At 69.5% G+C, this 21510-nt stretch carries 19 protein-coding genes; 4 read left to right on the top strand and 15 right to left on the bottom strand.

Features of this window, described 5'->3' with window-relative positions; genetic code table 11:
• Positions 1 to 43 precede the first annotated feature (43 nt).
• A complete protein-coding gene (locus tag KIP89_RS12020; RefSeq protein WP_213755683.1) occupies positions 44 to 1486 on the bottom strand; it encodes a cryptochrome/photolyase family protein in 1443 nt (480 codons plus the stop codon).
• Positions 1487 to 1654: 168 nt separating this feature from the next.
• Between KIP89_RS12020 and KIP89_RS12015 the strand changes: the two genes are divergently transcribed.
• Entirely contained in the window at positions 1655 to 2467 is an 813-nt protein-coding gene (locus KIP89_RS12015) for an SDR family NAD(P)-dependent oxidoreductase (protein ID WP_213755682.1), read from the top strand.
• Between the two features lie 6 nt (positions 2468 to 2473).
• Here the strand turns inward: KIP89_RS12015 and KIP89_RS12010 are convergent, their stop codons facing one another.
• The 7 genes from KIP89_RS12010 to KIP89_RS11980 all read right to left on the bottom strand — a co-directional run bounded on the left by KIP89_RS12010 (position 2474) and on the right by KIP89_RS11980 (position 12336).
• Entirely contained in the window at positions 2474 to 6733 is a 4260-nt protein-coding gene (locus KIP89_RS12010) for a translocation/assembly module TamB domain-containing protein (protein WP_213755681.1), read from the bottom strand.
• Positions 6733 to 8712: an autotransporter assembly complex protein TamA gene (locus KIP89_RS12005; protein ID WP_250152433.1), complete on the bottom strand. Its 1980-nt coding sequence runs from the start codon at positions 8710 to 8712 to the stop codon at positions 6733 to 6735. The genes KIP89_RS12010 and KIP89_RS12005 overlap by 1 nt, the downstream gene beginning before the upstream one ends.
• 334 nt (positions 8713 to 9046) lie before the next feature.
• On the bottom strand, positions 9047 to 9397 hold the full coding sequence (locus KIP89_RS12000) for a hypothetical protein (protein ID WP_213755680.1): 351 nt from the start codon (positions 9395 to 9397) through the stop codon (positions 9047 to 9049).
• Between the two features lie 230 nt (positions 9398 to 9627).
• Positions 9628 to 10269 (bottom strand): ParA family partition ATPase, encoded by a 642-nt coding sequence (gene parA / locus KIP89_RS11995; RefSeq protein WP_213755679.1) that lies wholly within the window; start codon positions 10267 to 10269, stop codon positions 9628 to 9630.
• Positions 10270 to 10378: 109 nt separating this feature from the next.
• Positions 10379 to 11086: a L,D-transpeptidase gene (locus tag KIP89_RS11990; RefSeq protein WP_213755678.1), complete on the bottom strand. Its 708-nt coding sequence runs from the start codon at positions 11084 to 11086 to the stop codon at positions 10379 to 10381.
• Positions 11087 to 11169: 83 nt separating this feature from the next.
• Positions 11170 to 11769 (bottom strand): flavin reductase family protein, encoded by a 600-nt coding sequence (locus KIP89_RS11985; RefSeq protein ID WP_213755677.1) that lies wholly within the window; start codon positions 11767 to 11769, stop codon positions 11170 to 11172.
• A 3-nt stretch (positions 11770 to 11772) separates the two neighbouring features.
• Entirely contained in the window at positions 11773 to 12336 is a 564-nt protein-coding gene (locus tag KIP89_RS11980) for a nitroreductase family protein (protein WP_213755676.1), read from the bottom strand.
• Positions 12337 to 12505: 169 nt separating this feature from the next.
• Between KIP89_RS11980 and KIP89_RS11975 the strand changes: the two genes are divergently transcribed.
• A complete protein-coding gene (locus KIP89_RS11975) occupies positions 12506 to 13600 on the top strand; it encodes an RgsD C-terminal domain-containing protein (RefSeq protein ID WP_250152432.1) in 1095 nt (364 codons plus the stop codon).
• Positions 13601 to 13687: 87 nt separating this feature from the next.
• Entirely contained in the window at positions 13688 to 14818 is a 1131-nt protein-coding gene (locus tag KIP89_RS11970) for a DUF2336 domain-containing protein (RefSeq protein WP_213755675.1), read from the top strand.
• A gap of 18 nt (positions 14819 to 14836) precedes the next feature.
• Here the strand turns inward: KIP89_RS11970 and KIP89_RS11965 are convergent, their stop codons facing one another.
• Positions 14837 to 15652 (bottom strand): NAD kinase, encoded by an 816-nt coding sequence (locus KIP89_RS11965; protein WP_213755674.1) that lies wholly within the window; start codon positions 15650 to 15652, stop codon positions 14837 to 14839.
• Positions 15653 to 15678: 26 nt separating this feature from the next.
• On the opposite strand from KIP89_RS11965, the gene cutA reads away from it, so the two are divergent.
• The gene (gene cutA / locus KIP89_RS11960) at positions 15679 to 16011 is read left to right on the top strand and encodes a divalent-cation tolerance protein CutA (RefSeq protein ID WP_213755673.1); all 333 of its coding nucleotides are present in this window, start codon (positions 15679 to 15681) and stop codon (positions 16009 to 16011) included.
• 51 nt (positions 16012 to 16062) lie between these two features.
• Here cutA and KIP89_RS11955 read toward each other — a convergent pair whose 3' ends face one another.
• The 6 genes from KIP89_RS11955 to KIP89_RS11930 form a co-directional block, all read right to left on the bottom strand.
• Positions 16063 to 16326 (bottom strand): DUF3297 family protein, encoded by a 264-nt coding sequence (locus KIP89_RS11955; RefSeq protein WP_213755672.1) that lies wholly within the window; start codon positions 16324 to 16326, stop codon positions 16063 to 16065.
• A gap of 128 nt (positions 16327 to 16454) precedes the next feature.
• Positions 16455 to 17447 (bottom strand): MBL fold metallo-hydrolase, encoded by a 993-nt coding sequence (locus KIP89_RS11950; protein ID WP_213755671.1) that lies wholly within the window; start codon positions 17445 to 17447, stop codon positions 16455 to 16457.
• A gap of 110 nt (positions 17448 to 17557) precedes the next feature.
• Positions 17558 to 18157, bottom strand: a complete 600-nt coding sequence (locus tag KIP89_RS11945) for a hypothetical protein (RefSeq protein ID WP_213755670.1) — start codon at positions 18155 to 18157, stop codon at positions 17558 to 17560.
• A gap of 115 nt (positions 18158 to 18272) precedes the next feature.
• Positions 18273 to 19070, bottom strand: coding sequence for an ABC transporter permease (locus tag KIP89_RS11940; protein ID WP_213755669.1), 798 nt, complete (start codon positions 19068 to 19070; stop codon positions 18273 to 18275).
• A gap of 196 nt (positions 19071 to 19266) precedes the next feature.
• Complete coding sequence (locus tag KIP89_RS11935; RefSeq protein ID WP_213755668.1) at positions 19267 to 20304, bottom strand: ABC transporter permease; 1038 nt, start codon at positions 20302 to 20304, stop codon at positions 19267 to 19269.
• Positions 20297 to 21373 (bottom strand): ABC transporter ATP-binding protein, encoded by a 1077-nt coding sequence (locus tag KIP89_RS11930; RefSeq protein ID WP_213755667.1) that lies wholly within the window; start codon positions 21371 to 21373, stop codon positions 20297 to 20299. The genes KIP89_RS11935 and KIP89_RS11930 overlap by 8 nt, the downstream gene beginning before the upstream one ends.
• Between the last annotated feature and the right edge of the window lie 137 nt (positions 21374 to 21510).

The raw sequence follows: 21510 nt of genomic DNA, 5'->3' as shown, positions 1-21510 counted from the left end.
ATCGGCGCGGCGGCAACCGGATTGGCGGGGTGAGCCACGCCGTTTACCCGCGAATGGCCTCGAAACGGGCCAGTGCCCGCTCGCGGGCGGCCGCGTGGTCGAGGATCGGGTGCGGGTAGGTGAGGCCGAGCGTGACGCCGGCGCGGCGCAGCACATCGGGTTTGGCCGCCCATGGTTTGTGGATCGCTTCCGCCGGCAGGCGGGCGAGTTCCGGCACGAAGCGGCGGACATAATCGCCGTTCGGATCGAATTTCTCGCCCTGCGTCACCGGGTTGAAGACGCGGAAATAGGGCGCGGCATCCGCCCCCGACCCCGCCACCCATTGCCAGCTCGCCGGGTTGTTTGCGGGATCAGCGTCTACCAGTGTGTCCCAGAACCATGCCTCGCCGCGCCGCCAGTCCACCAGCGCGTCCTTGATCAGGAAGGAGGCGACGATCATCCGCACGCGGTTGTGCATCCAGCCGGTTTCCCAGAGCTGGCGCATGCCGGCGTCGACGATCGGGTAGCCGGTGCGGCCGCGCTGCCAGGCCCGCTCCTGCGCCGGGTTGTCGGCCCAGCCGAAGGCGTCGAAGCGCGGGTTGAAGTTCGTCGTGGCCAGCGTCGGGAAGTGATAGAGCAGGTGATAGGAAAATTCCCGCCAGTACAGCTCGCTGACGAATTTCGCGATGTCCTTCGGGCCGGCGCTGCCCGCCGCCTCGGCATGACGGGCGGCGGCCACCACCTGATGCGGCGACAGATGGCCGAAGCGCAGGAAGGGCGAGAGGCGCGAGACATTCTCAAGGTCCGGCCGGTCGCGGTTCTCGGCATAGCCGGCGAGGCCGTGCGCGAGAAAACGCTCCAGCACCGCCCGCGCGCCCTCCTCGCCCGGCTCCCACGCCGCGCGCAGGCCGCCAGCCCAATCCGGCGCGGTGGGCTCCATCTGCCAGTCGGCCAGAGCCTCGCTCGCCGGAGGCGGGGCGAAACGCAGCACCGGGGGCAGGCGTGTGGGCGCACGCACCGGCTGCTGCGATGAGGCGCGGAAGAACGGCGAGAACACCTTGAACGGCCCACCCGACTGGGTGGCGACCGTCCAGGGCTCGTGCAGCAGCGCGCCGTTGCAGCTCTCGACCGTGAGGCCGGCCGCGCGCAGCGTGGCCTTCAGCGCACTGTCCTGCGCGATCTGCGCGGCCTCGTAGCGCCGGTTCCAATGGACCGCGCCGGCGCCGATCTCCTCGGCCAGCGCGGGAATGATGTCGGCCGCGCGCCCGCGCCGCAGCACCAGCGTGCCGCCGCGCCGCGCAATCTCCGCGGAGAGGCTGGCGAGGGCGCGGGCGAGCCACCAGCGGGCGGCGCCGCCGAGCGGGCGCAGAGCCGGGTCCTCCTCCAGCACATAGGCGATCACCAGCGGACACCCGCCCTGCGCGGCGGCGGTGAGCGCGGGATTGTCGGACAGGCGCAGATCGTCGCGCAGCCAGACCAGGGCGGGGCGTTCGCAGGACAGGGGCATGATCACGGCCGGGCGAGGAAACAGGTGCGCAGTCTACGTCGGAATCGCCCGCCCGGATCGGCCGCGTGCCGTTCATTCTCGCCAAGGCGGCCTTGCCGATTCATCGCGCCCGACATAATCCTGATAGTCATCATCAAAACGGCGGATGCCGCCTCACAGGAGATGTTCATGAGCCACGCCTCACCCGGTACCGCCCTCGTCACCGGTGCGTCCAGCGGCATCGGCAAGGTCTATGCGGACCGCCTCGCCAAGCGGGGCTACGATCTCATCCTCGTCGCGCGCAACCGCGCGCGGCTGGAGGCGCTGGCGGGCGAGCTGGCGGCCGCGACGGGCCGCAGGATCGAGGTGCTCGCCGCCGATCTCGCCGAGCCGCAGGACGCCGCCCGCGTCGCCGCCCGGATCGTCGAAGACCCGACGCTGACGCTGGTGGTGAACAATGCCGGCTCGGGCACGGAGGGGCCCGTGGTCGGCGCCGATGCCGGCAAGATCGACGCCATGGTGCAGCTCAATGTGGTGGCGCTGACCCGGCTCGCGGTGGCGGCGGTCGACACCTTCGCCCGGCGCGGGCGCGGCACGCTGATCAACATCGCCTCGGTGGTGGCGCTGGTGCCGGAAGGCTTCCCCGGCGCCTATGCCGCGACCAAGGCCTATGTGCTCGCCTTCAGCCAGTCGCTGCAGAGCGAACTTCAGGGCGGGCCGGTGCGGGTGCAGGCGGTGCTGCCGGGTGCGACGCGGACCGAGTTCTTCGCGCGGGCCGGTCTCGACGAGAACCTGTTTCCGGCCGAGGCGGTGATGAGCGCCGAGGATCTGGTCGACGCCGCGCTGGCCGGGCTCGACATGGGTGAGGCGATCACCATTCCGCCGCTGCCGGATGCCGCCGGCTATGAGGCGGTGACGGCGGCACGCCTCGCCTTGCAGCCCGGCCTGTCGCTCCAGCACCCGGCGCTGCGCTACGCCATCACGGCCAAGCCGGTCGTCTGACGGCGGTCAGTAATCCCACTGCGCGCCGATGCCGACTTCGGCCGAGCCATCGGCGCCGGTGGCGCCCTGCAGGCGGATGTTGCGGGTGACGTCGATGTCGACCGTGACCTTGCTCGATCCTGAGGTCGTGCCCTGCCGCACGCCGAGATAGATGTTGTCGTTGAGCCGGCGGCCAATGCCGACCTGACCGCCGGTGCCGGCCTCGTTGGTGCCGATGTCGAGGCTGTCGACGCCGAGCGAGCGGCGCAGATTCTCCAGCGCGCCGGAGCCGCCGGAGAACTGGGCAACGGCCTGCGCCACCTGCACCGCCTGCCCGGCGTTCAGATTGCCGGCCGAGCGGCCGAACATCAGCCGCGCCACCACCTCGTCCTGCGGCAGGGTCGGGGTGGAGGTGAAGCTCACCTCCGGGCGCGAGGCCGGGCCGGTGATGAGGATGCGGGCGGTCACCTCGTTGCTCGTGGTCTCCGCCACGAAGTCCAGCTCCGGGTCCGTCGTGCCGGTGAAGGTGATGCGCCCGCGCGTGAAGGTGAGGCGCCGTCCGGCGAAATCGAAAGTGCCGCGCCGCAGCTCGAAGCCGCCCAGCGCGATCGGCGCGCGGGTTGAGCCGGTGAGCCGCAATTCGCCGCCCAGCTGCGCGTCCATGCCGAGGCCGCGGACGAACACCGTGTTGTTCGGCGCCGCCAGAACCAGATCGAGGCCGATGCCGTCATTGCGGCTGGCGCCGGTGGGGCGGGACTGGGCCAGTTCGCGCTTGGCGGTGAACGCCTTGCTGGCATTGACGTGGCGGACATTGATCGCCCGCACCCCGCCGCCGAAGCGGTCGGGAATGGAAATGTCGAGCGCGCGCAGGGTGATGCGGCCGGTGAGGCGCGGGCCGTTGAGGAAGGCGCCCTCGACGCCGAGCCTTCCTTCCGCCACCAGCCGCATCAGGTCGCTGTTGACGATCGCGGCGTTGACCAGATCGAGGTCGATGCGGCCGGGAAAGCCCGCCGCCGGATCGAGCGCGATGGTGCCGCGGCCGGTCACCGAGCCGCCATTGGTGGTGCGGCCGGTGAAGGAGGTGAGGGTGATCGAGCGGTCCGTGCCGGTCAGCACGGCCTGTATCTGGTCGAGCGCCACGCCGTTCACATTGTCGTCGAAGCGCCCGCCGGAGATGCGCACCGTGCCGCCCGCGCGCGGTGCCGCCGCCGTGCCGCGAAGGGTGGCGTCGACATTTGCGGTGCCAAGCGCGCGCGCGCCGGTGGTCGCCAGCATCGGGTTGACGATGGCGAGATTGATGGCGCCGCGTATGGCGAGGTCGAGATCGCCCGGGCCGACCGGCACCGAGCCGTTGATCGTCAGACCCTGAAGGTTCTGCCCGTTCACCGTGGCGCGCACGGTGGCCCGGCCACCCGCCAGCGCGCCGGTGGCGGCGATGTCGAACGGGCCGGCGCCGGAGCGGGCGAGGTCCGGGCTGGAGAGGCGGGTGACGCGCAGATCATAGCTGCCATTGGGCGCGCCGGCCGGCCCGGTGAGGCGGGCATTGCCGGCCAGCGTGCCGGACAGGTTAAGGCCGGGCGAGGCGAGATCGGCGAGGGAGAGGGGGAGGGCGCGGGCATCGACGGTGAGGTCGAGCGTCTGGCCGGCCGTGCCGGCGACGGTGACGCTGCCGCCCGAGGCGTTCAGCACCAGCCGGTCGATCGCCACGGCGCCGTTATTCAGCGTCAGCGTGGCCGGGGCGGCGCTGGTGATACCCAGAGAACCGCGCGTGGCGGCCAGCCGGTCGAGCCGCAGCCGGGCGCCGCCTTCCTGTGGGGACAGCCGGCCGGCGGCGCGGAGAGTGAAGCCCTGTGCCAGCGCCTCGACGCTCATATCGGTGCCGGAGGCGTTGCCGGTAGCCTTCACGGTCGCGCTCTCCACCGTTGTGCCATCGAGATCGAGGCCGCGCAGATCGGCGCTGCCATTGATCAGCGGTACGCCGAGCGGGTCGGTCACAGTGGCGTCGATGCGGGCGCTGGCGAGGCTGCGGCCGGCAAAGCCGAGGCTCGCGGCATCGCCGGTGGCGGCGACGCGCTGCTGGCCGTTGACCACATCCAGCGTCACATCGGCATTGAGCCGGCCGGTCACCTCGGTGAGGGCTAGGGCGGAGATATCCGCGAGATTGCCGGCGGCAAGGGTCAGCCGGCCGGTGGCCTTGAGGTCGGCGGCGAGCGCGAGATCGCCGCGCGCGGTGACCGATCCGACCGCGAGATCGAGGCCGGACAGGCGGTAGCCGCCATCCGGGACGCTGGCGAGCGTGCCGGTGCCGGTCGCCGCCTTGCCGGCAATGTCGCCGGACAGGCGCAGCGTGCCACTGGGCGCGCCGGTGATGTCGGTGGCGGTGACGTCGAGCGCGATGTCGCGCAGCGGGCGCTCCAGCGCCGTGCCCTGCGGGATGCGCAGGGTGGCGGTGACGCCGAGCTTGTCCAGCGTGCCGGAGAAGGCCGCTTCGCCCTGCAGAGCGCCGGTGACGCGCGGGTCGAGGCGGTTGAGATTGTCCAGCGCCACCTTGGCGGTAAGGTCGGCGAGGTCGGTGGCGATGCGGCCATCGACGGTGACGGCAAGGCCGTCGGTATTGATCTTGAGGTCGCGCATGGCGATGGCGTTCGCCCCGTCGCGCGCCACCGCGCCGGCGATGCGCGTGCTCGGCCCGAACAAGCGGTCGAGCTGGGCGATGCCGGTGACGAGGCCGGTGGCGGTGCCGTCCATGTCCAGCGACAGGCGCGCGAAATCGGCGCTGGCGGCGACGCGGGCCTTGAGCGCGGCCTGCCCCGCCAGCGGGCGGCCGGCGAGCGGGCCGAAGGCGGCGAGGTCGAGCCGCTGCACGTCCAGATCGCCGTCGATCACCTGCGTGGTGGCGGTGCCGGTGAAATGCGCGGTCAGTGCAGTGAGGCGCGCGGTCAGTTCGGTGAGGGTAATGGCGCCGTTCGCGGGCAGGGAACCGGTGGCGCTGAAGCTGCCGGCGGTGCCGAGCGCGCTGGCGACCTCCGGGTCCTCAGCCGAGAGCCCCTCCGCATCGCCCTCGATGATGACGGCCAGCGCGCCCGTATTCTCGGGCACGGTGCGCAGCGTGGCCCGCAGCGTCGCCGCGCCATAGCCCGCGCCGGCCAGGCCCTGCCCGGTGAGGCCGGCGTCGAGCGAGGGGCGGGCGGGATCTCCCTTCAGCGTGCCGGCGAGGCCGAGCGTCTGCCAGCCAAGGCCGGGGGCGAGCGCGGCGAAGCGCGCGGCATCGCCGGCCTTGGCGTCGAAGGTGAGGTCGAGCGTGCCGTCCGGCGCCCGCGTGCCGCTGACCACCGCGCCGAGGCCGGCGGCGCGCAGCGTGGTCGGCTCCAGCGTGATACGGCGGGTCGGGTCCATCACCGCCGCGCCGGCCAGTTCCGTGCGACCATCGAACAGCGGGGCGATGTCGGCGGGGAGCAGGCGGGCCATGTCGGCGTCGATCGCCAGCGTCAGGCGGTGGCCCTGCGGCACCGCGCGGATGCCGGCGGCACCCGAGGCCTGCGCGATATCGCCGACGCTGAGGCCGAGCTGCCCGTCCCACGCATTGAGCGGGCCGGCGCCCTTGAGCGTGGCGGCGATCTCCGGCAGGCCGTCGAGCCCGGCAGCGCGCGCCATCAGCCCGCCAGCGGGTTCGCGCGCGGCGATGTCGAGATCGAGGCGCCCTGTATCCGGCGCAAAGGCGGCATGGCCGGTGACGCTGCCCGGCGCATCGAGCCGTTGCAGCGCGAAATCGAGCGACAGGCCATGAGCCAGCGAGGCGATGTCGGCGGAGCCCGTGAGGGTGAGCCGGGCGGCATGGCCGAGCACCGGCTCGTCGAGCACGATGTCGCCAAGGCTCAGCTCGGCGATACGGATCGGCAGGGCGAAGGAGGGCGGCTCGCCGGGCGGGGGCGGTTCGCGCAGCGGCGCCGGCAGGCGGAGCAGATGCACCCGCGCGGCGGCGAGGCGGGTGATGTCCAGCGTGCGGTCGAGCAGCGCGAGCGGGCGCCAGGCGAGATGAAGATCGTCCACCCGCGCGACGGGACCGTCGGCATCGGAGGCGGCGATGGCGCCGATCCGCATGTCGAACGGCACCAGGCCGGATATGTCGGATATCTCGACCGTCATCTGCGGCGAGGAGGCGAGCGAGGAGGCGAGGCGCGCCAGCATCGCCTTGCCCGGCGGGGTCTGCACCGCGCCGAACAGCAGAGCGGCCAGCAGCACGAGGCCGAGCAGCAGGAAAGCGAGGCTTTTCACGATGCGCATCATCAGAACGCCTGCCCCAGACTGACATAGAGGCCGAAATCGCCGTCATCCGGCCCCGGATTGAGCGGGAAGGCGAGATCGAGGCGGAGCGGGCCGATGGCGGTGTAGTAGCGCAGGCCCACGCCGGCGGAATATTTCAGCCCGTCGAAATCCGGCCATTCGCTGATATAGGCCGAGCCCATGTCGACAAAGGGCACGATGCCGATCGTGTCGGTGACGCGGATGCGCCCTTCCAGCGACGCCTCGAAGAAGGAGCGGCCGCCGATGATGATGCCGTCCGCGTTGCGCGGGCTGGCGGACTGGTAGTCATAGCCGCGCAGCGAGCCACCGCCGCCGACATAGAAGCGGCGCTGCGGCGGAACGTCAGTGAGATCGGCGCCGAACACGCTGCCCGCCGCCACCCGCCCGGCGAGGATGAAACGCTTGTCCTCGTCGAAGGCGTGATAGGCGGAGAACACGCCCTTGACCATGACCGGCCCGGCGCCGGCCTCGCCGAGATAGGCGAAAGGCTCCAGCGTGCCGGCGAAGCGGACGCCGCGCGAGGGGTCGAGCTCGTTGTCGCGGGTGTCATAGGTCAGCTCGAAGGGCACGCCGGCAATCCCGTAATCGCCGGTGCCGGTGGTGTCCTCGACGCGGGATTCCTCAAGGTCGATGCTGACCTGAAGCGAGAGATTGTCGTTGTAGCGGTGCCGCACGCCGACCAGCAGGGTGACCGCCTCGCGCACATAGGCGTTGGTCACCTCGCGCAGCACGGCGGCCTGGGCGACGAGGTCGTCCTGCGCGGTGTAGATGCCCGGCTTCACGAAGGAGGCGGAGACCTTGTAGCCGAACGGGTCGGCGTCGGGCACCGCCTCCGATTTCTCGCCGAACCAGGAGGCCTGCGCGTCGAGCCGCAGCGTCTCGCCACCGCCGAACAAATTGCGGTGGCCCCAATAAGCGTTGAGGGCGGAGCCGTCGGTCGAGGAATAGGTGCCGCTGAAGCCGACATAGCGCGGCTTGCGGGCCTCGACGACCAGCGTGATCGGCAGGCTGCCATCGGGATCGAGCTTGTCGGCTTCCTCGATCCGCACGCTGGCGATCGCCTCATAGCCGATCAGCCGGCGGCGCAGGCGGTTCAGCACCTCGGGCGAATAGGGCGTGCCCGGCGCGATCTCGATGCGGTCCTCGACAAAGCGGGGCGTCAGGAAATCCGCGCCCGAAACGGTGAAGCGACCGAACGTGGCGACGGGACCAGGCTCGACATAGATCGAGACATCGAGCGTGCTGGTGGCATGGTCGGCCACCACATCCTTGCTGGCGACGCGCGCAAAGGGGTGGCCGCAGGCGCGCCAATGGTCCACCAGCGCGCTCTCCGCCCGCACGATGTTGCGGGCCAGCGCCGGTTCGCCCGGCTCCAGGCGCAGGCGCCGAAGCGGCGGCGCGTCGGGCAGCGGGCGGCGGGTGCGGGCGTCGAGGATCGCTACCTTGCCGAAGGTGAACAGCGGGCCGGGCTCGACCTCGACCCGCACGGGGACCGGGCCGTTCTTGCGGGCGGCCTCGACGATCTCGAAAATATTGGCGGCTTCCGGCGCCGCCCCGGCGATGCGGATGCGGATCAGCCCGGCATAATAGCCTTCGCCATAGAGCGCGGCGGTGATGTTGTTGCGGTCCGACAGCGCGCGGCGCACGAGGCCGGCGGCGCCGGAGGGCGGGCGGTGGGAGAGGCTTTCCAGCGTCGACGCCTGCTCGACCGCCTCGCGCAGGGAGCGGCCGGCGTCCTTGACCTCGATCTCCACCTTATAGGGCGTGGCGTCCGGGGACGGCGGGCCGTCATCGGCCATCCGGTTCGGGTTGAACAGGTTGAGGAAGGAGTTGAACAGGCCGGGCTGGGGCTGGGCGTCGTTGGTCGGGGTCTGGGCCGGCTCGGCCGCCGGCGTTGTCTGGGCGAAGGCAGGGGCGGGCAAAGCGAGCATGACCGAGAGCGCGACAAAGGCACCCCGCAAGGCGGGCTTCGGTCGACACAGCTCTCTTGTTACGCAACACGCCAATTTTTCAAACCCGAGCAAAAGCGGTCCGGGGACCGGTGAACCGGGCAGGGCACGATGCCGCCCGAACCACTTTGCCGCGATGATACGCTCACGGCTATGAATTTTGGCTTGCCGTATGGAAAGCACCTGTCTGATTGCCCGCCCGCGGGCGCTCCGTCAACCGCAGGCCGGTATGGAGAGGGGGGCGCTCATGGGATGCGGGCCGACAAAAGCGGCTCTCACGCGGAAAGGCGCGGGCCCGCAAGGGGCGCCGCGCCTGCCTTTGTCACCGGGTCGCGGGACCGCGGCGTCAGTTGCCGCCGCGCTGATCCATCTCGATCTGCTTGGCGATATAGGGCTCGACGCCCGGATTGCTCTGATAGGGCGTGAGGCCGTCGCCATAGCGGGAATCGCTGTAGGAGCCGGCCATCGCGCGGTCGGGATCGACCATGGTGGCGTTGCGGCCCTCATAGACCCCGCCATTGTACCCGTAGGCCGGCGCGGTCCGGTAGCCGGGGCGCGGCGCGTCATAGCCATAGTCGTAGGTACCGGTGACGGTCTGCTGCCGGGTGGTGTTGCTGTAGCTCTGCTGGTTGGCATAGGCGGCGCTGGCGAAGCCGAGCGAAGCAACAGTGGCGGTCGCGATGATGAGCTTCTTCATGTCACGTCTCCGTTTGGTGTCATCCACTCGCCGGGCCGGGCCGGGGCATGGCGTTGCTCCGGGGCGCCGGGCCGTCAGCGAGCGTTCGGGAGGACAAGTCATTGCGGCGCGACTGGTTCCCCGGTCGCGGGGACGTGAACGGATTGCGTTTGTGCAATAAATTGGGCGTGACTCGGGTTGAATTCGGGGCTGTCCGTTCCAAAAGGCCGGCCCCGCCGGTCTCTCGCGGCTCAGCCCGGCAGCGCCGCGACGAGTTCCCGCGCCAGCGTTTCCATCTCCAGTGCGCCCTTGCTGCCGGGGTCGATCTCCATCACCGTCAGTCCCTCGCCCATGCTGGAGGCGAAGGCGACGCGGTTGCCGAGCCGGGTCTGCGCGGCGGGGTGGCCGAGGGCGTGGATGGCGTCGGTGATTTCCTTGGTGAGGGCGCCGCGCGCCAGCGCCCGGTTGATCACCAGAAGGCTCGGCGTGCCTTCCTTGGCGATCATCTCCAGCGTCGGCTGGGTGGCCCACAGGTCGATCGGCGTCGGCTGTACCGGCACGGCGACGAGGTGAGCGGCCTCGATGGCCGGGCGGGATTCGACGTCGGATTTCGGCGGGGTGTCGATGACGATGAAGTCATAGTCGCGGGCGAGGCTGCGGGCCTCGCGCCGGGCGCCCCAGCCGCTGGCGGTGCGGAAGGACAGGCCGGTCCTGTCGTCGCCGAGCGTCTGCTCGCGGGCCTCGAACCACTCGCCGAGGCTGCCCTGCGGGTCGCAATCGAGCAGCGCCACGCGCCCGCCGCTGCGCATCAGCGCGACCGCGAGATGGGCGGCCAGCGTGGTCTTGCCGGAGCCGCCCTTCTGCTGGGCGATGGTGATGATGTGCCCGCTCATTCGATCATGTCTCCCGCCATGCCGAAGGTTGCACTGCAACCGGCGGGGGGCAACCGTTTAATCCGCCCCGCGATGACGCAGGGCGGATGCCGTTCAGGCCGCTTTGCGATCAGACGCCGGTGCGGGCGCCGAGCACTACGACCCGGGTGCCAACGGTGACGCGGTTATAGAGGTCGATGGCGTCCTGGTTGATCATGCGGATGCAGCCGGAGGACACATTGGTGCCGATGGTCTGCGGCTCCAACGTGCCGTGGATGCGGTACAGCGTGTCCTTGCCGTTCTGCCACAGATACATGGCGCGGGCGCCGAGCGGGTTCGACAGGCCGCCGGCCACGCCGACGCCGCTCTGGAGCTGGCTGAGCTGCGGCTTGATGTCCGGGCGGCGCTCGATCATCTCCTTGGGCGGGTACCAGTCCGGCCATTCCTGCTTGGAATTGATGGTCGCGGTGCCGGACCAGCCGAAGCCTTCCTTGCCCACGCCGACGCCGTAGCGCATCGCCCGCCCGCCGGGCAGCACGTAATAAAGGAAGTGCTCGCGCGGATCGACGATGATGGTGCCGGCCGGCTCGGTGGTGGAGAACGGCACCTCGCGGCGCGTATAGGCCGGGTTGATCGAGGAGGTGTCGAAGGCCTGGATCGGGAAGCGGTCGGCGACCGGGCCGTAAGTGCCGGCCGGGTTGATGCTGGCATAGGACGAGATCGGCGACATCGGGGTCAGCGGCGTGCCCGCCGTGGTGGTGCGCTTGCACCCGCCAAGAGCCAGGGCGACACCGGCGAGCGAGAAGCCCAGCACGGCACGGCGATCGAAACGACGCATCTTAAAACAAGCCTCCACCCGTCCACTGCGGGCATATTACTGCGATTATGGTGAACAAGTGGTTGCCGAGCGCGTGAACGGGTTCATTCCGGCCGGGGCACGGAGATCAGCGTGTCGACCCAGGCGTAGTCGAAATAGCCGCAGCGGGTGAGCGCCTGGAGCTTGTCGGTGCGCACCAGCCCGCCCTCGATGAAAGCGTCGTCAATATGCACGCCCACCACCTCGCCAAAGGTGACATGGCGCCCGCTGGGCGCGCCGTGGCGGTCCTTCAGGTCGTAGCTCTCCGTCACCACGCATTCCAGCGCGCAGGGCGCGGCCGCGACGCGCGGCGGCTTCACCATGCGCGAGGGGGCGCGGGCGAGATCCGCGAGGTCGAATTCCGATTCGTCCGGCGCGATTGCCTTGGAGGTGAGATTGACCTGCTCGACCAGCGCCAGCGTCGCCAGATTGCAGACGAACTGCCCGCTGGCGCGGGCATTGCGCACCGTGTCCTTGAGGCCGGCGCTGGAGAACATGACGATGGTCGGGTGCTCGCTCACCAGATTGAAGAAGGAATAGGGCGCGAGATTCGCCACCCCGTCTTCCGAGAGGGTGGAGATCCAGCCGATCGGGCGCGGGGCGACGATGGCTTTCAGCGGATCATGCGGCAGGCCGTGATTGCGGCGGGCGGGCTCGTAGAACATGGGTCAGAACCTCGTCACGATGTCGGCGAGCGCCGGGCGGGGGCGGTCCTCCTGCGGGCGGGCGAGCGTGCCGACATGGACGAAGCCGACGATACGCTCGCTCTGTGACAGGCCGAGCGCGGCGCGCACGCGGGCATCGTAGCTGTACCACTGGGTGAGCCAGGTGGCGGCATAGCCGAGCGCATGGGCAGCGAGCCCGAGCAGCGTGCAGGCGGCGGCGCCGGACAGCGTCTGCTCCCATTCCGGGATCTTCGCATGCGGCCCGGCCTTGGAGACCACGGCGATGACGAGCGGCGCCTGCATCAGTCGTCCGCGCTCCAGCGCGATGTGATCGGCGCCGGCATCGGGATGGTCGGCGAGAAAGACGCTCGCGATGGCCTCTCCGGCGCGGGCGCGGGCCTCGCCCTCGAACACGATGAAACGCCACGGCGCGAGCTTGCCGTGATCGGGCACGCGCGAGGCGATGGTGAGCATCTCGTCGATCTCGGCCGGGGAGGGGCCGGGGCCGGTGAGGTCGAAGATTTTCGGGCTCTTGCGGGTCTTGAGCAGCGTCAGCGCGTCGGTCATTCATCCGTCCTCTGCTGCGCTCCCGGTAGCACGGCCACGCCCGCCGACCAAGGCGAAGGCGGGGCCCGGCGCCGGCGCGGCCCCGGCTCCGGGCGGCGCCTGTTCCGGCACGGCGCGGGGGGCGCCGGTTTGACTTGAATTCGCCCCTCTTTGGGGGCACCAAGCGGCCATGGTTGATGCTCGCCGCCCCGAACCCTCACGCCTGTCGCGCCGGCGCCTGCCGGTGGTGGCCGCGCTGATGCTCCTCGCCGTTCCCGGCGGTGCGCTGGCGCAGCAGATGAGCGCGAATACGCTGCCCTCCGCCGGGACGGTGGTGCCGGCGCTGCCCTTCGCGGGCAATACGCCGAGCGCCACGCCGACCAAGCCGGCGGCCAAGCCCGCCGCGACAGCGCCGGCGGGCGCGGCGCCGAAGGCGGCGGCCGACCCGCACACCATCCTGCCGCAGCCCCCGCCGGGCAAGGCGGCGATCGGCATGAGCGCGCGCTTCGGCGAGAAGGAAGGGCTGGTGCCGCGCGGCCTCGTCTGGCGCGTCTTCGCCGACCGGCCGGAGCCCTCCGGCGCCTACCCGCTGGTGGCGGAGGCGGCCGACCCGGCGCCGGTGTTCTTCCTGTCGCCCGGCGGCTATGTGGTGCACGTCTCCTTCGGTCTCGCCAGCATCGCCCGCCGCATCGTGGTGGGGGATGAATCGCGCCGCGAGCAGATCACCCTTCCGGCCGGCGGCATCAAGCTGCAGGCCGATATCGGCGACAAGCAGATCCCCGCGCAGAAGGTGACCTTCGACATTTTCGAGGGCAGCTTCCTTCAGGGCCGGGCCTCCAGCCGCCCCTATTTCCGCGATGCCAATGCCGGCGACCTCGTCATTCTGCCGGCCGGCGACTATTACGTCGTCTCGACCTATGGCGAGGGCAATGCGGTCATCCAGGCGGATATTTCGGTGGCGCCCGGCAAGGTGACCGACGCCACGCTGCATCACCGCGCGGCGGAAATCGTGCTGCGGCTGGTCAATTCGGCGGGTGGCGAGGCGATCGCGGACGCGCAATGGTCGGTGCTGAGCCCCGGTGGCGACAGCATCAAGGAATCGATCAACTCCACGCCGACTTTCGTGCTGGCGGAAGGCGAATACACGGCGGTCGCCCGCCATGACGGCAAGACCTACAGCAAGGATTTCAAGGTCGAGGCGGGCAAGGACGAGCCGGTCGACGTGCTGGTGGGCGAGCAGGCCACGCCGCCGAGCCTGAACACCGAGGAAGGCAGCGGCGACTGAGAACGTCGCCGCGAGGCTTATGGTCAACCGTTTCTTAAGGCGGCACCCCGCATCATCACCGCGCCGATGATGAGAAGGGGTTCCGCCATGATCGTTCGCCAGTTTCTGCTCTGGGCCCGTACCGCGCCGGACGAGGCACGGGCCAAGGCGACCTCGGCGCTGGCGCGGGCCTATCTGCGCTCCGATCTCGGCGCCGCCGACCGCTCGCAGATCGAGGCGGCGCTGCCGGCATTGGCGCGCGATCCTGCTCCCGAGGTGCGGCTCGCCCTTGCCGCCGCGCTCGCCGACCATCCCCTCGTGCCGGCCGATCTCGTGCTGGGCATCGCCGCGCAGGGCGGGGCGCCGGGCGCGGTGATGCTGGCCCGCTCGCCGGTGCCGAGCCTGCGCGAACTCATCCATTTCTGCGAAACCGACGACGAGATGCTGCGCGTCGCCATCGCCGCCCGCCGCGATCTCGCGGCCGAAATCGCCGCCGTGCTGGCGCGCAAGGCCGGGCCGCAGGCCTGCCTCGCGCTGGTCGGCAACCGCTCCGCCGATCTCACCGAGGGCACTCTCGCCTGCCTCGTCGCGCGCTACGGCCATGTGCCGGCGATGCGCGAGGCGCTGCTGGCCCGGCCCAATCTGCCGGCGTCGACGCATCAGGCGCTGATCCGCGAAGTGGCCGGCACGCTTTCCGCCTTCGTGGCCGAGCGCCGCTGGATGAGCGCGGACGAGGCCGCGCGCGTCGCTCGCGAGGCCTGCGAATCCGAGGGCGTGGACCCGGTGCATGAGCCGGTCGCCGATACGCGCGCCGATCCGGTTGCCGAGCTGCGCGCGGCGGTGGAGACGATGCGGGCCAAGGGCAAGCTGACGCCGGTTCTGGCGCTGCGCGCCATCCTCTCCGGCGAGGTGGGGCTGTTCCGGGAAATGGTCTCGGTGCTGGCCGATCTGCCGAGCGGGCAGGTCGCCGCCATGCTGGCCGATCGCTCCGGCCGCTCCTTCCGCACCGTCTATGACCGCATCGGCCTGCCGCGCGGCGCCTATGTCGCCTTCCGCACCGCGCTGGAAGTGGTTCAGGCGGAGGAGACGGGCGAGATGTCGGACGACACCGCCGCCCTCAAGCGCCGCATTCTCGACGAGGTGATCGCCCGCTATGAGAGCCAGCCCGGCGCCGAGCGGCTGCTCGCCATGCTGCGCGGCTGGCGGGACGAGGCGGGCGGGCGCGGCATCGCCGCCTGATCCGGCCTCAGGCGAGCCTCAGCCGAACTGCTCGCGCAGGATGCGTTCTTCCATCGAGTGGTCGCGGTCGACCAGCATGGTCATCGACGAGTTGGGGTCGAGCTTGGCCCGCACCGCCACCACGTTCAGCACCTGGAAATGGTCGGCCGTGGCATTGACCGGACGCTTCTCCGATTCCAGCACGGCGATGTCGACCCGCGCGCGATCCGGCACCAGCGCGCCGCGCCAGCGGCGGGGGCGGAAGGCGGAAATCGGCGTGACCGCCAGAAGCGGCGTGCCGATCGGCAGGATCGGCCCCTGTGCCGACAGATTATAGGCGGTCGAGCCCGCCGGGGTGGCGACCAGCACGCCGTCGCAGATCAGCTCCTCCATACGCATCTTGCCGTCGATCGCGATGCGCAGCTTCGAGGCCTGATAGGACTGGCGGATCAGCGAGACCTCGTTGATGGCGGGGGCGCGGTGCAGCCGGCCATTCACATCGGTCGCTTCCATCATCAGCGGATGGATGACGACGCGCTGCGCGGCCGCGATGCGCGCGGGCAGGTCGTCCTGCCGGAAGCTGTTCATCAGAAAGCCGACCGAGCCGCGATTCATGCCGTAGATCGGGATGCCGCTGTCGCGGAAGCGGTGCAGGGTCTGGAGCATGAAGCCGTCGCCGCCGAGCGCGACGACGATGTCCGCCTCGTCCACCGGCTCGTCGCCGTAACGCTCTACCAGCAAAGCGCGCGCCTGCTGCGCATCCGGCGCATCGCTCGCGACAAAGCTGATTCGGCCATATGCTGGCGTAGCGTCAGCTTCCTCATTCGGGTCCGTGGGGCGGGCGACTTCGTTCATGCGGGACAGCCCGGACAGGGGTGAGGATGACGGCGGATCAGGACAGCACGGTGATGATCTATACGACCTGGCCGAGCGCCGTCGAGGCCGAAGCGGCGGGCCGGGCCATCGTCGCCGACGGACTGGCCGCCTGCGTGAACATATTGCCGGGCATGGTGGCGATCTTTCGCTGGCAGGGCGAGATCGAGCGGGCGCAGGAAACGGTGATGATCTTCAAGACCCGCGAGGACCTGTCCCCCGCCGTCGCGCAGGCGGTGCGGGCGCGCCACCCTTACGAGGTGCCGTCGGTGGTGGTCATTCCCATCGTCGACGGCGATCCCGACTATCTCGACTGGATCGCCAACGAGACGGACGGCTGAGCTGTGTGCCCGGCCTCTGTCGCGCGACGGGGCCCGCCGCCTATTCGCCGCCTATTCCTGCGGGGCTTCCGGCTGCGGCGCGTCGCGCAGATAGGGCTCCACCGGGCCCTTGAGCAGGACGGTCATCGGGTTGCCGGCGCGGTCGCGGGCCTTGCCGACGGAGACGCGGATCCAGCCCTCGCTGACGCAATATTCCTCGACATTGGTCTTCTCGACGCCCTTGAAGCGGATGCCGACGCCGCGCGCCAGCAGGGCCTCGTCGTGATAGGGGCTGGTCGGATCGCTGGAGAGGCGGTCGGGAAGCGTGTCGCTCATGAAGGGGCTCGCTCTGCAATGAAAGTCGGGGGCGAGACATAGCCGCGCCCGCTCCAGAATGAAAGACGGGGGCGAGGCACAGCCTCACCCCCGGCTCCTGCCAATAGCGGCGATGCGTGGGGCCGGCTTTACAGCACCGGGTTCCAGACCGCCGGCACGACGCGATAGCCGTTGCCGTCCTTCTCGATGAAGCCGGTGGCGGGGAAGGGGTAGTGATAGCCGGTGAGCTGGAGCCGCTCGGCCGCCACCATGTCGTAGATCCGCTTGCGGGTCTCGGTCGCCTTGGCGCCGTCCATGTCGAACTGCACCTGCCATTCCGGGTTACGCGCGAACAGCATCGGCGTGTTGGTGGTGTCGGACTGGATGAACAGCTTGCCGTCGCCGGAGGCCAGCACATAGGCGGTATGGCCAGGCGTGTGGCCGGCGGCGTTCACCGCGGTGAGGCCGGGGACGACTTCCTTGTCCCACTCATAGGGCTTCACCCGGCTGTCAATGTCCTTGAACACGCGGCGCACATTCTGGAAATTAGCCTTGAGGCCTTCCGGGGCGCGGCTCATCTCGCCCTCGTCCATCCAGAATTTCCACTCGGCGGCGGGCACCAGCACCTCGGCATTGGGGAAGGCGAGGCTGCCATCGGCGGCGCGCAGGCCGTTGATGTGGTCGCCGTGGAAATGCGAGATCACCACGGTGTTCACATCCGACGGCTTCACCCCGGCCCAGCCGAGATTGGCCATCAGCCGGCCGACCGTCGCATTGCCTTCCTGCGGGCCGTTGCCAGTGTCGATCAAAGTGAGCTTGCCGCCATTGTTGATGAGCAGCGGATTGAACTGGATGCTCATCCGGTCCTTGGGCTGGAAGGCGGCTTCCAGCGCGGCATTCACCTCGTCGCGGCTGGCATTCTTCACGAAGCCGTCAGGCAGGGGGAAGGAGCGCACGCCGTCATTGACGGCGGTGACCTCGATATCGCCGATCTTGTAGCGGTAGAGGCCCGGCACCTGCTGGCCGGAGGTGGTCTGTGCGGCGGCCGGGGAGGTGCTGGCGGCGAGCAGCGGCAGAACGGCGGAGAGCACCGGCAGGCTCGCGGCGCCGGCAAGCACATGGCGGCGGGAGATCATCGTCATCGCAGGCTCCGTTGTGATGGAAGGCCCCATCGGGATCGTGGCTGCAAGCTAGTGGCGCTGCATCAGACGGTCACGACGGGACGCATCACGTTCGGGTGAGCCTAGCCGGCTCAGAACTTGTGCTTGAAGCCGAGTTCGATGCCGTTATAGGCGACATCGCCATCGGTCCAGTCGCGCTCGATGAACAGGGTGACAGCTGTGTGCTCGGTCGCCCAGAAGCTGATGCCGGTGGCGACTTCAGGGGTGTTGTAGTCGTTGTCGGTATCGAAGGCGTTGCGGTAGCGCAGCTTCACCGCGGTCCAGGTGAACTGCTTGGTGATCGGAATGTCGGCGGCGAAGCTGAAGAAATAATAGGGGAAGCTGCTCGAATCGTCGGATTCGATGAAATGCTGGCCGACACCCGCCATGCCGGTCAGGGAAAATGCCCCGAAATTATGCGTGTAGCCGAGCGAGGTGTCGAGATTGACCTTGTAGTTGCTCGTATTCGCCGTGTCGTAATATTTGCCGTTGACCGCGACAATCACGCTGTTGTCGAAGGTGTGGGAGACGCCAAGGCCCCAGTCGGTCGATTTGGTGGCATCGAAATCGTCCGGCACGCGCTCCGTGGTCACGTTCCCGGAGATGGTCGTGCTGCCCGCCAGCGCCGGCCCAGCCGCGAGGAGCAGCAGAACGGGCAGGGCGGCGAGGCGAGCGACAAGAGTGTGGTGCATGGAACGGCTCCGATTCCGCGAAAGGCCCTGTCTACCCGCCAGTTTCTAGCACCCCGAGAGCCGAATGCGACACCCGGTGCGGATACGCTTGTCGATGACACGGCGTCGGGCGCCGTCAGCGTGCCGGGCGGCTTTTCAGCAGCACATAGGTGGTGGCGGCGATCAGGGTCAGCGCGACGAAGATCACGCCCACCACATTGATGACCGGTGACAGGCCGAAGCGCAGCCGCGAGGCGATTTCCGTCACCAGCGTCCACTCGCCGCCAATGGCGAAGACCGTCGTATTGTAGTTCTCGAAAGATTGCAGGAACGCGACCACCGCCGCCGTGAAGCAGGTCGGCGCGAGGAAGGGCAGGGTGATGCGGCGGAACACCAGCGTGTGGCTGGCGCCGAGATCGAGCGCGGCCTCTTCCAGCGTGCGGTCCTGCCGCTGCAGGCGGGCGAGGAACAGCAGCATCGCATAGGAGGCGATGAAGCTCGACTGCGCCATCACCGCCACGAACAGACCACCCGGCACGCCGAATTCGCGCCAGAAGATGAGGCTGGAAATGCCGAGGATGATGCCCGGCGTCAGCACCGGCGAGACCAGCACGGAATAGAGCACGGTGCCCGAGCGTTGGCCGAGCCGGGTCAGGATCAGCGCCCCGCACAGCCCGGCCGGGATCGATACGGCGATCACGCCGAGCGCCACCATGACGGAATTGGCGAGGCCCTGCAGCAGCCGCTGGTCATGCGCCAGCGCGACGAACCACTGAAGGGTGAAGCCGCGCCATTGGGTGACCGAGGGGTAGTCGAACGAGTTGAACGCCGCCGCCGACATCACCGCCAGCGGCAGGAAGAGATAGAGCACGAACAGGCCGATATAGATGTTCAGCACCAGCCGCGCGCCGGCGCTTTCGGTCGAGCTGCTCATGGGGTGACTCCCGTTAGACGGTGCGCGCCATGACTCCCTCTCCCCGACGGGGAGAGGGGTGGGGTGAGGGGGCTTGAAGCTCCGCAATCGCGAAAGCCCCTCACCGACCCGCTTCGCGGGCCACCTCTCCCCGAGGGGGAGAGGGAGAGGCAAGTGGCGTGGATGTCGACAGGGGGATGAGACACGCGGGACATCGTCATTTCGCGATGTCCCGCAGCCCGACGCCGAACAGGCGCATCATCAGCAGGATGAAGGCGGTGCAGACCACCAGCAGCGACACCGCATAGGCCGAGCCCATGTTCCAGTTGTTGCTCTCGTAGAACTGCCGGTAGACGAGCTGGCTGAACCAGTCCCCGCCCTGGCCGCGGGTCATGATCGCCGGCACGGAATAGGAGCCGGCCGACAGCATGAAGGTCATGATGCAGCCCACCGCGATGCCGGGCTTGGCGTGGGGAATGATGACCCGGCGGTGGATGCGCAGCGTCGAGGCGCCGAGATCGCGCGCCGCCTCGATCTGGTTGCGGTCGAGCGTCTCCAGCGTGTTCACCATCGGGAACACCATGAACAGCACATAGGTGTAGATCATCGCCAGGAAGACAGCGGAGGGATTCTCCAGGAAGGGGATCCACTCGCGGGCATCGAGATTGATGAAGCCCAGCCACGCCAGCACGCCGTTGATGACGCCGCGATAGTCGAGGATCATCAGCCAGGCATAGACCCGCAGCAATTCGTTGATGGCATAGGGCACGATCAGCGCGACGGTGAGGATGATCGCCTTGCGCGGCCCGCTCGCCAGCGCCACCACATAGGCGACAGGATAGCAGACGATCAGCGCCAGCCCCGTCACCATCAGCGCATAGAGGATGGTGCGCACGAAGATGTAGAGATGCAGCCCGCTCATGCGGGTGAAATTGTCCAGCCCATAGGTCTTGGGCGGGTTCTTCTCCTGCGCCTCCAGCGCCGTGGCTTCCGCCTGCTTCTGCGCCATGGCGGCGTCGAGCTGGGCCTGGCGGGCCGGATCGGCAGCGCCGGCGCGGTCGAGCTGAAGCGTGGAAATCTCGTTGTAGAGGCGGTCGATCTGGAGCGAGACGTCGCCCTTGGCGTCGCGCCACCACAGCGACTGCTCCAGCATGGCGCCGAGCGGCACGAGGATGAGGACGAGGATCCAGACCAGCGTGATGCCGGCGATCACCGCCGCCAGCGGGCGGCCATAGGCGCGCGCGAGGCTACCCATGGGCCAGCGTCCCTTCGGGATAGACCAGCGCGTCGCGCCGGCTGAAGGAGAGGATCAGTTCGTCCGGCAGGGCGCGCACTTCCGGTCCGTTCGTCACAGTGACGGTGAAGTTCTGCGCGGGCGCGGCGCAGTGCAGGTGCACGGCGGCGCCTTCGAGGTTGCGCGCGGTGAGGCGGGCGGGCACCTGGTTGTCATCGGTGCCACCGAGCGTGATCCGCTCGGGCCGCACCAGCACCAGCGCGCTGTCGCCGACCTTGAGCGGGCCCTTGGCCCGGCCGATGATCCGCCCGACCGGCGTATCGATGGCCGCATCGTCGTCGCTCAGCGTCGCCACCGTGCCGCGCAGCACGTTCTGCTCGCCGACGAAGGTGGCGACAAAAGGCGTCGCGGGGTCGGCATAGAGCGTGTCGGCATCGGCCACCTGCTCCAGCCGGCCACGGCTCATCACCGCCACGCGGTCGGACATGGCCAGCGCCTCGCCCTGATCATGGGTGATGTAGATGAAGGTGATGCCGACCCGCTTCTGGATGGCGCGAAGCTCCGCCCGCATGTGCTGGCGCAGCTTGAGGTCGAGGGCGGAGAGCGGCTCGTCGAGCAGCAGCACGGAGGGTTCCACCGCCAGCGCCCGGGCGATCGCCACGCGCTGGCGCTGGCCGCCGGACAGATCGGCCGGCTTCTTGTCGCCATAGCCGCCGAGCGCCACCAGTTCGAGCAGCTCCTGCGCCCGGCGCAGCCGCTCGGCCTTGGCGACGCCGCGCGCCTCCAGCCCGAAGGCGACATTCTCGGCGACGCTCATCAGCGGGAACAGCGCGAGATTCTGGAAGATGAGGGCGGTCGGGCGCTCATTGGGGCCCTTGCCCACCATGTCCTCGCCGCCGATCAGCACACGTCCGGCCGTCGGCTCGATGAAGCCGGAAATGGTGCGCAGGATCGTGGTCTTGCCGCAGCCCGAGGGGCCGAGGATCGAAAAGAACTCGCCGGCATGGATGGACAGGTCGGTCGGCTGCACGGCGGTGGCGTCGCCGAAGCGGATCGAGACCTGGTCGAGACGAACGTCCTTGCCGCGCATGGGAATCCATCAGCCATGATGAGGGCCGTCATGGCCGGGCGGGCGCCCGGCCATCCACGTCCGTGGACCCGCCGGTGAGGCGGGCGGGGATCCCCGGGACCAGCCCGGGGATGACGTCGTCAGGGAAGAACCGGCCT

The sequence above is a fragment of the Ancylobacter radicis genome (assembly GCF_018449475.1).
Classification (GTDB): Bacteria; Pseudomonadota; Alphaproteobacteria; order Rhizobiales; family Xanthobacteraceae; genus Ancylobacter; species Ancylobacter radicis.
Note: the sequence above shows the minus strand (reverse complement) of the source record. Positions and strands in the feature narration are given on the sequence as shown.

Excerpts from the sequence above, each read along its gene's own strand:
- KIP89_RS12020 (WP_213755683.1), bottom strand. The coding sequence starts at position 1,486 with ATGCCCCTGTCCTGCGAACGCCCCGCCCTGGTCTGGCTGCGCGACGAT.
- KIP89_RS12015 (WP_213755682.1), top strand. The coding sequence starts at position 1,655 with ATGAGCCACGCCTCACCCGGTACCGCCCTCGTCACCGGTGCGTCCAGC.
- KIP89_RS12010 (WP_213755681.1), bottom strand. The coding sequence starts at position 6,733 with ATGATGCGCATCGTGAAAAGCCTCGCTTTCCTGCTGCTCGGCCTCGTG.
- KIP89_RS12000 (WP_213755680.1), bottom strand. The coding sequence starts at position 9,397 with ATGAAGAAGCTCATCATCGCGACCGCCACTGTTGCTTCGCTCGGCTTC.
- parA (WP_213755679.1), bottom strand. The coding sequence starts at position 10,269 with ATGAGCGGGCACATCATCACCATCGCCCAGCAGAAGGGCGGCTCCGGC.
- KIP89_RS11990 (WP_213755678.1), bottom strand. The coding sequence starts at position 11,086 with ATGCGTCGTTTCGATCGCCGTGCCGTGCTGGGCTTCTCGCTCGCCGGT.
- KIP89_RS11985 (WP_213755677.1), bottom strand. The coding sequence starts at position 11,769 with ATGTTCTACGAGCCCGCCCGCCGCAATCACGGCCTGCCGCATGATCCG.
- KIP89_RS11980 (WP_213755676.1), bottom strand. The coding sequence starts at position 12,336 with ATGACCGACGCGCTGACGCTGCTCAAGACCCGCAAGAGCCCGAAAATC.
- KIP89_RS11975 (WP_250152432.1), top strand. The coding sequence starts at position 12,506 with ATGGTTGATGCTCGCCGCCCCGAACCCTCACGCCTGTCGCGCCGGCGC.
- KIP89_RS11970 (WP_213755675.1), top strand. The coding sequence starts at position 13,688 with ATGATCGTTCGCCAGTTTCTGCTCTGGGCCCGTACCGCGCCGGACGAG.
- KIP89_RS11965 (WP_213755674.1), bottom strand. The coding sequence starts at position 15,652 with ATGAACGAAGTCGCCCGCCCCACGGACCCGAATGAGGAAGCTGACGCT.
- cutA (WP_213755673.1), top strand. The coding sequence starts at position 15,679 with ATGACGGCGGATCAGGACAGCACGGTGATGATCTATACGACCTGGCCG.
- KIP89_RS11955 (WP_213755672.1), bottom strand. The coding sequence starts at position 16,326 with ATGAGCGACACGCTTCCCGACCGCCTCTCCAGCGATCCGACCAGCCCC.
- KIP89_RS11950 (WP_213755671.1), bottom strand. The coding sequence starts at position 17,447 with ATGACGATGATCTCCCGCCGCCATGTGCTTGCCGGCGCCGCGAGCCTG.
- KIP89_RS11945 (WP_213755670.1), bottom strand. The coding sequence starts at position 18,157 with ATGCACCACACTCTTGTCGCTCGCCTCGCCGCCCTGCCCGTTCTGCTG.
- KIP89_RS11940 (WP_213755669.1), bottom strand. The coding sequence starts at position 19,070 with ATGAGCAGCTCGACCGAAAGCGCCGGCGCGCGGCTGGTGCTGAACATC.
- KIP89_RS11935 (WP_213755668.1), bottom strand. The coding sequence starts at position 20,304 with ATGGGTAGCCTCGCGCGCGCCTATGGCCGCCCGCTGGCGGCGGTGATC.
- KIP89_RS11930 (WP_213755667.1), bottom strand. The coding sequence starts at position 21,373 with ATGCGCGGCAAGGACGTTCGTCTCGACCAGGTCTCGATCCGCTTCGGC.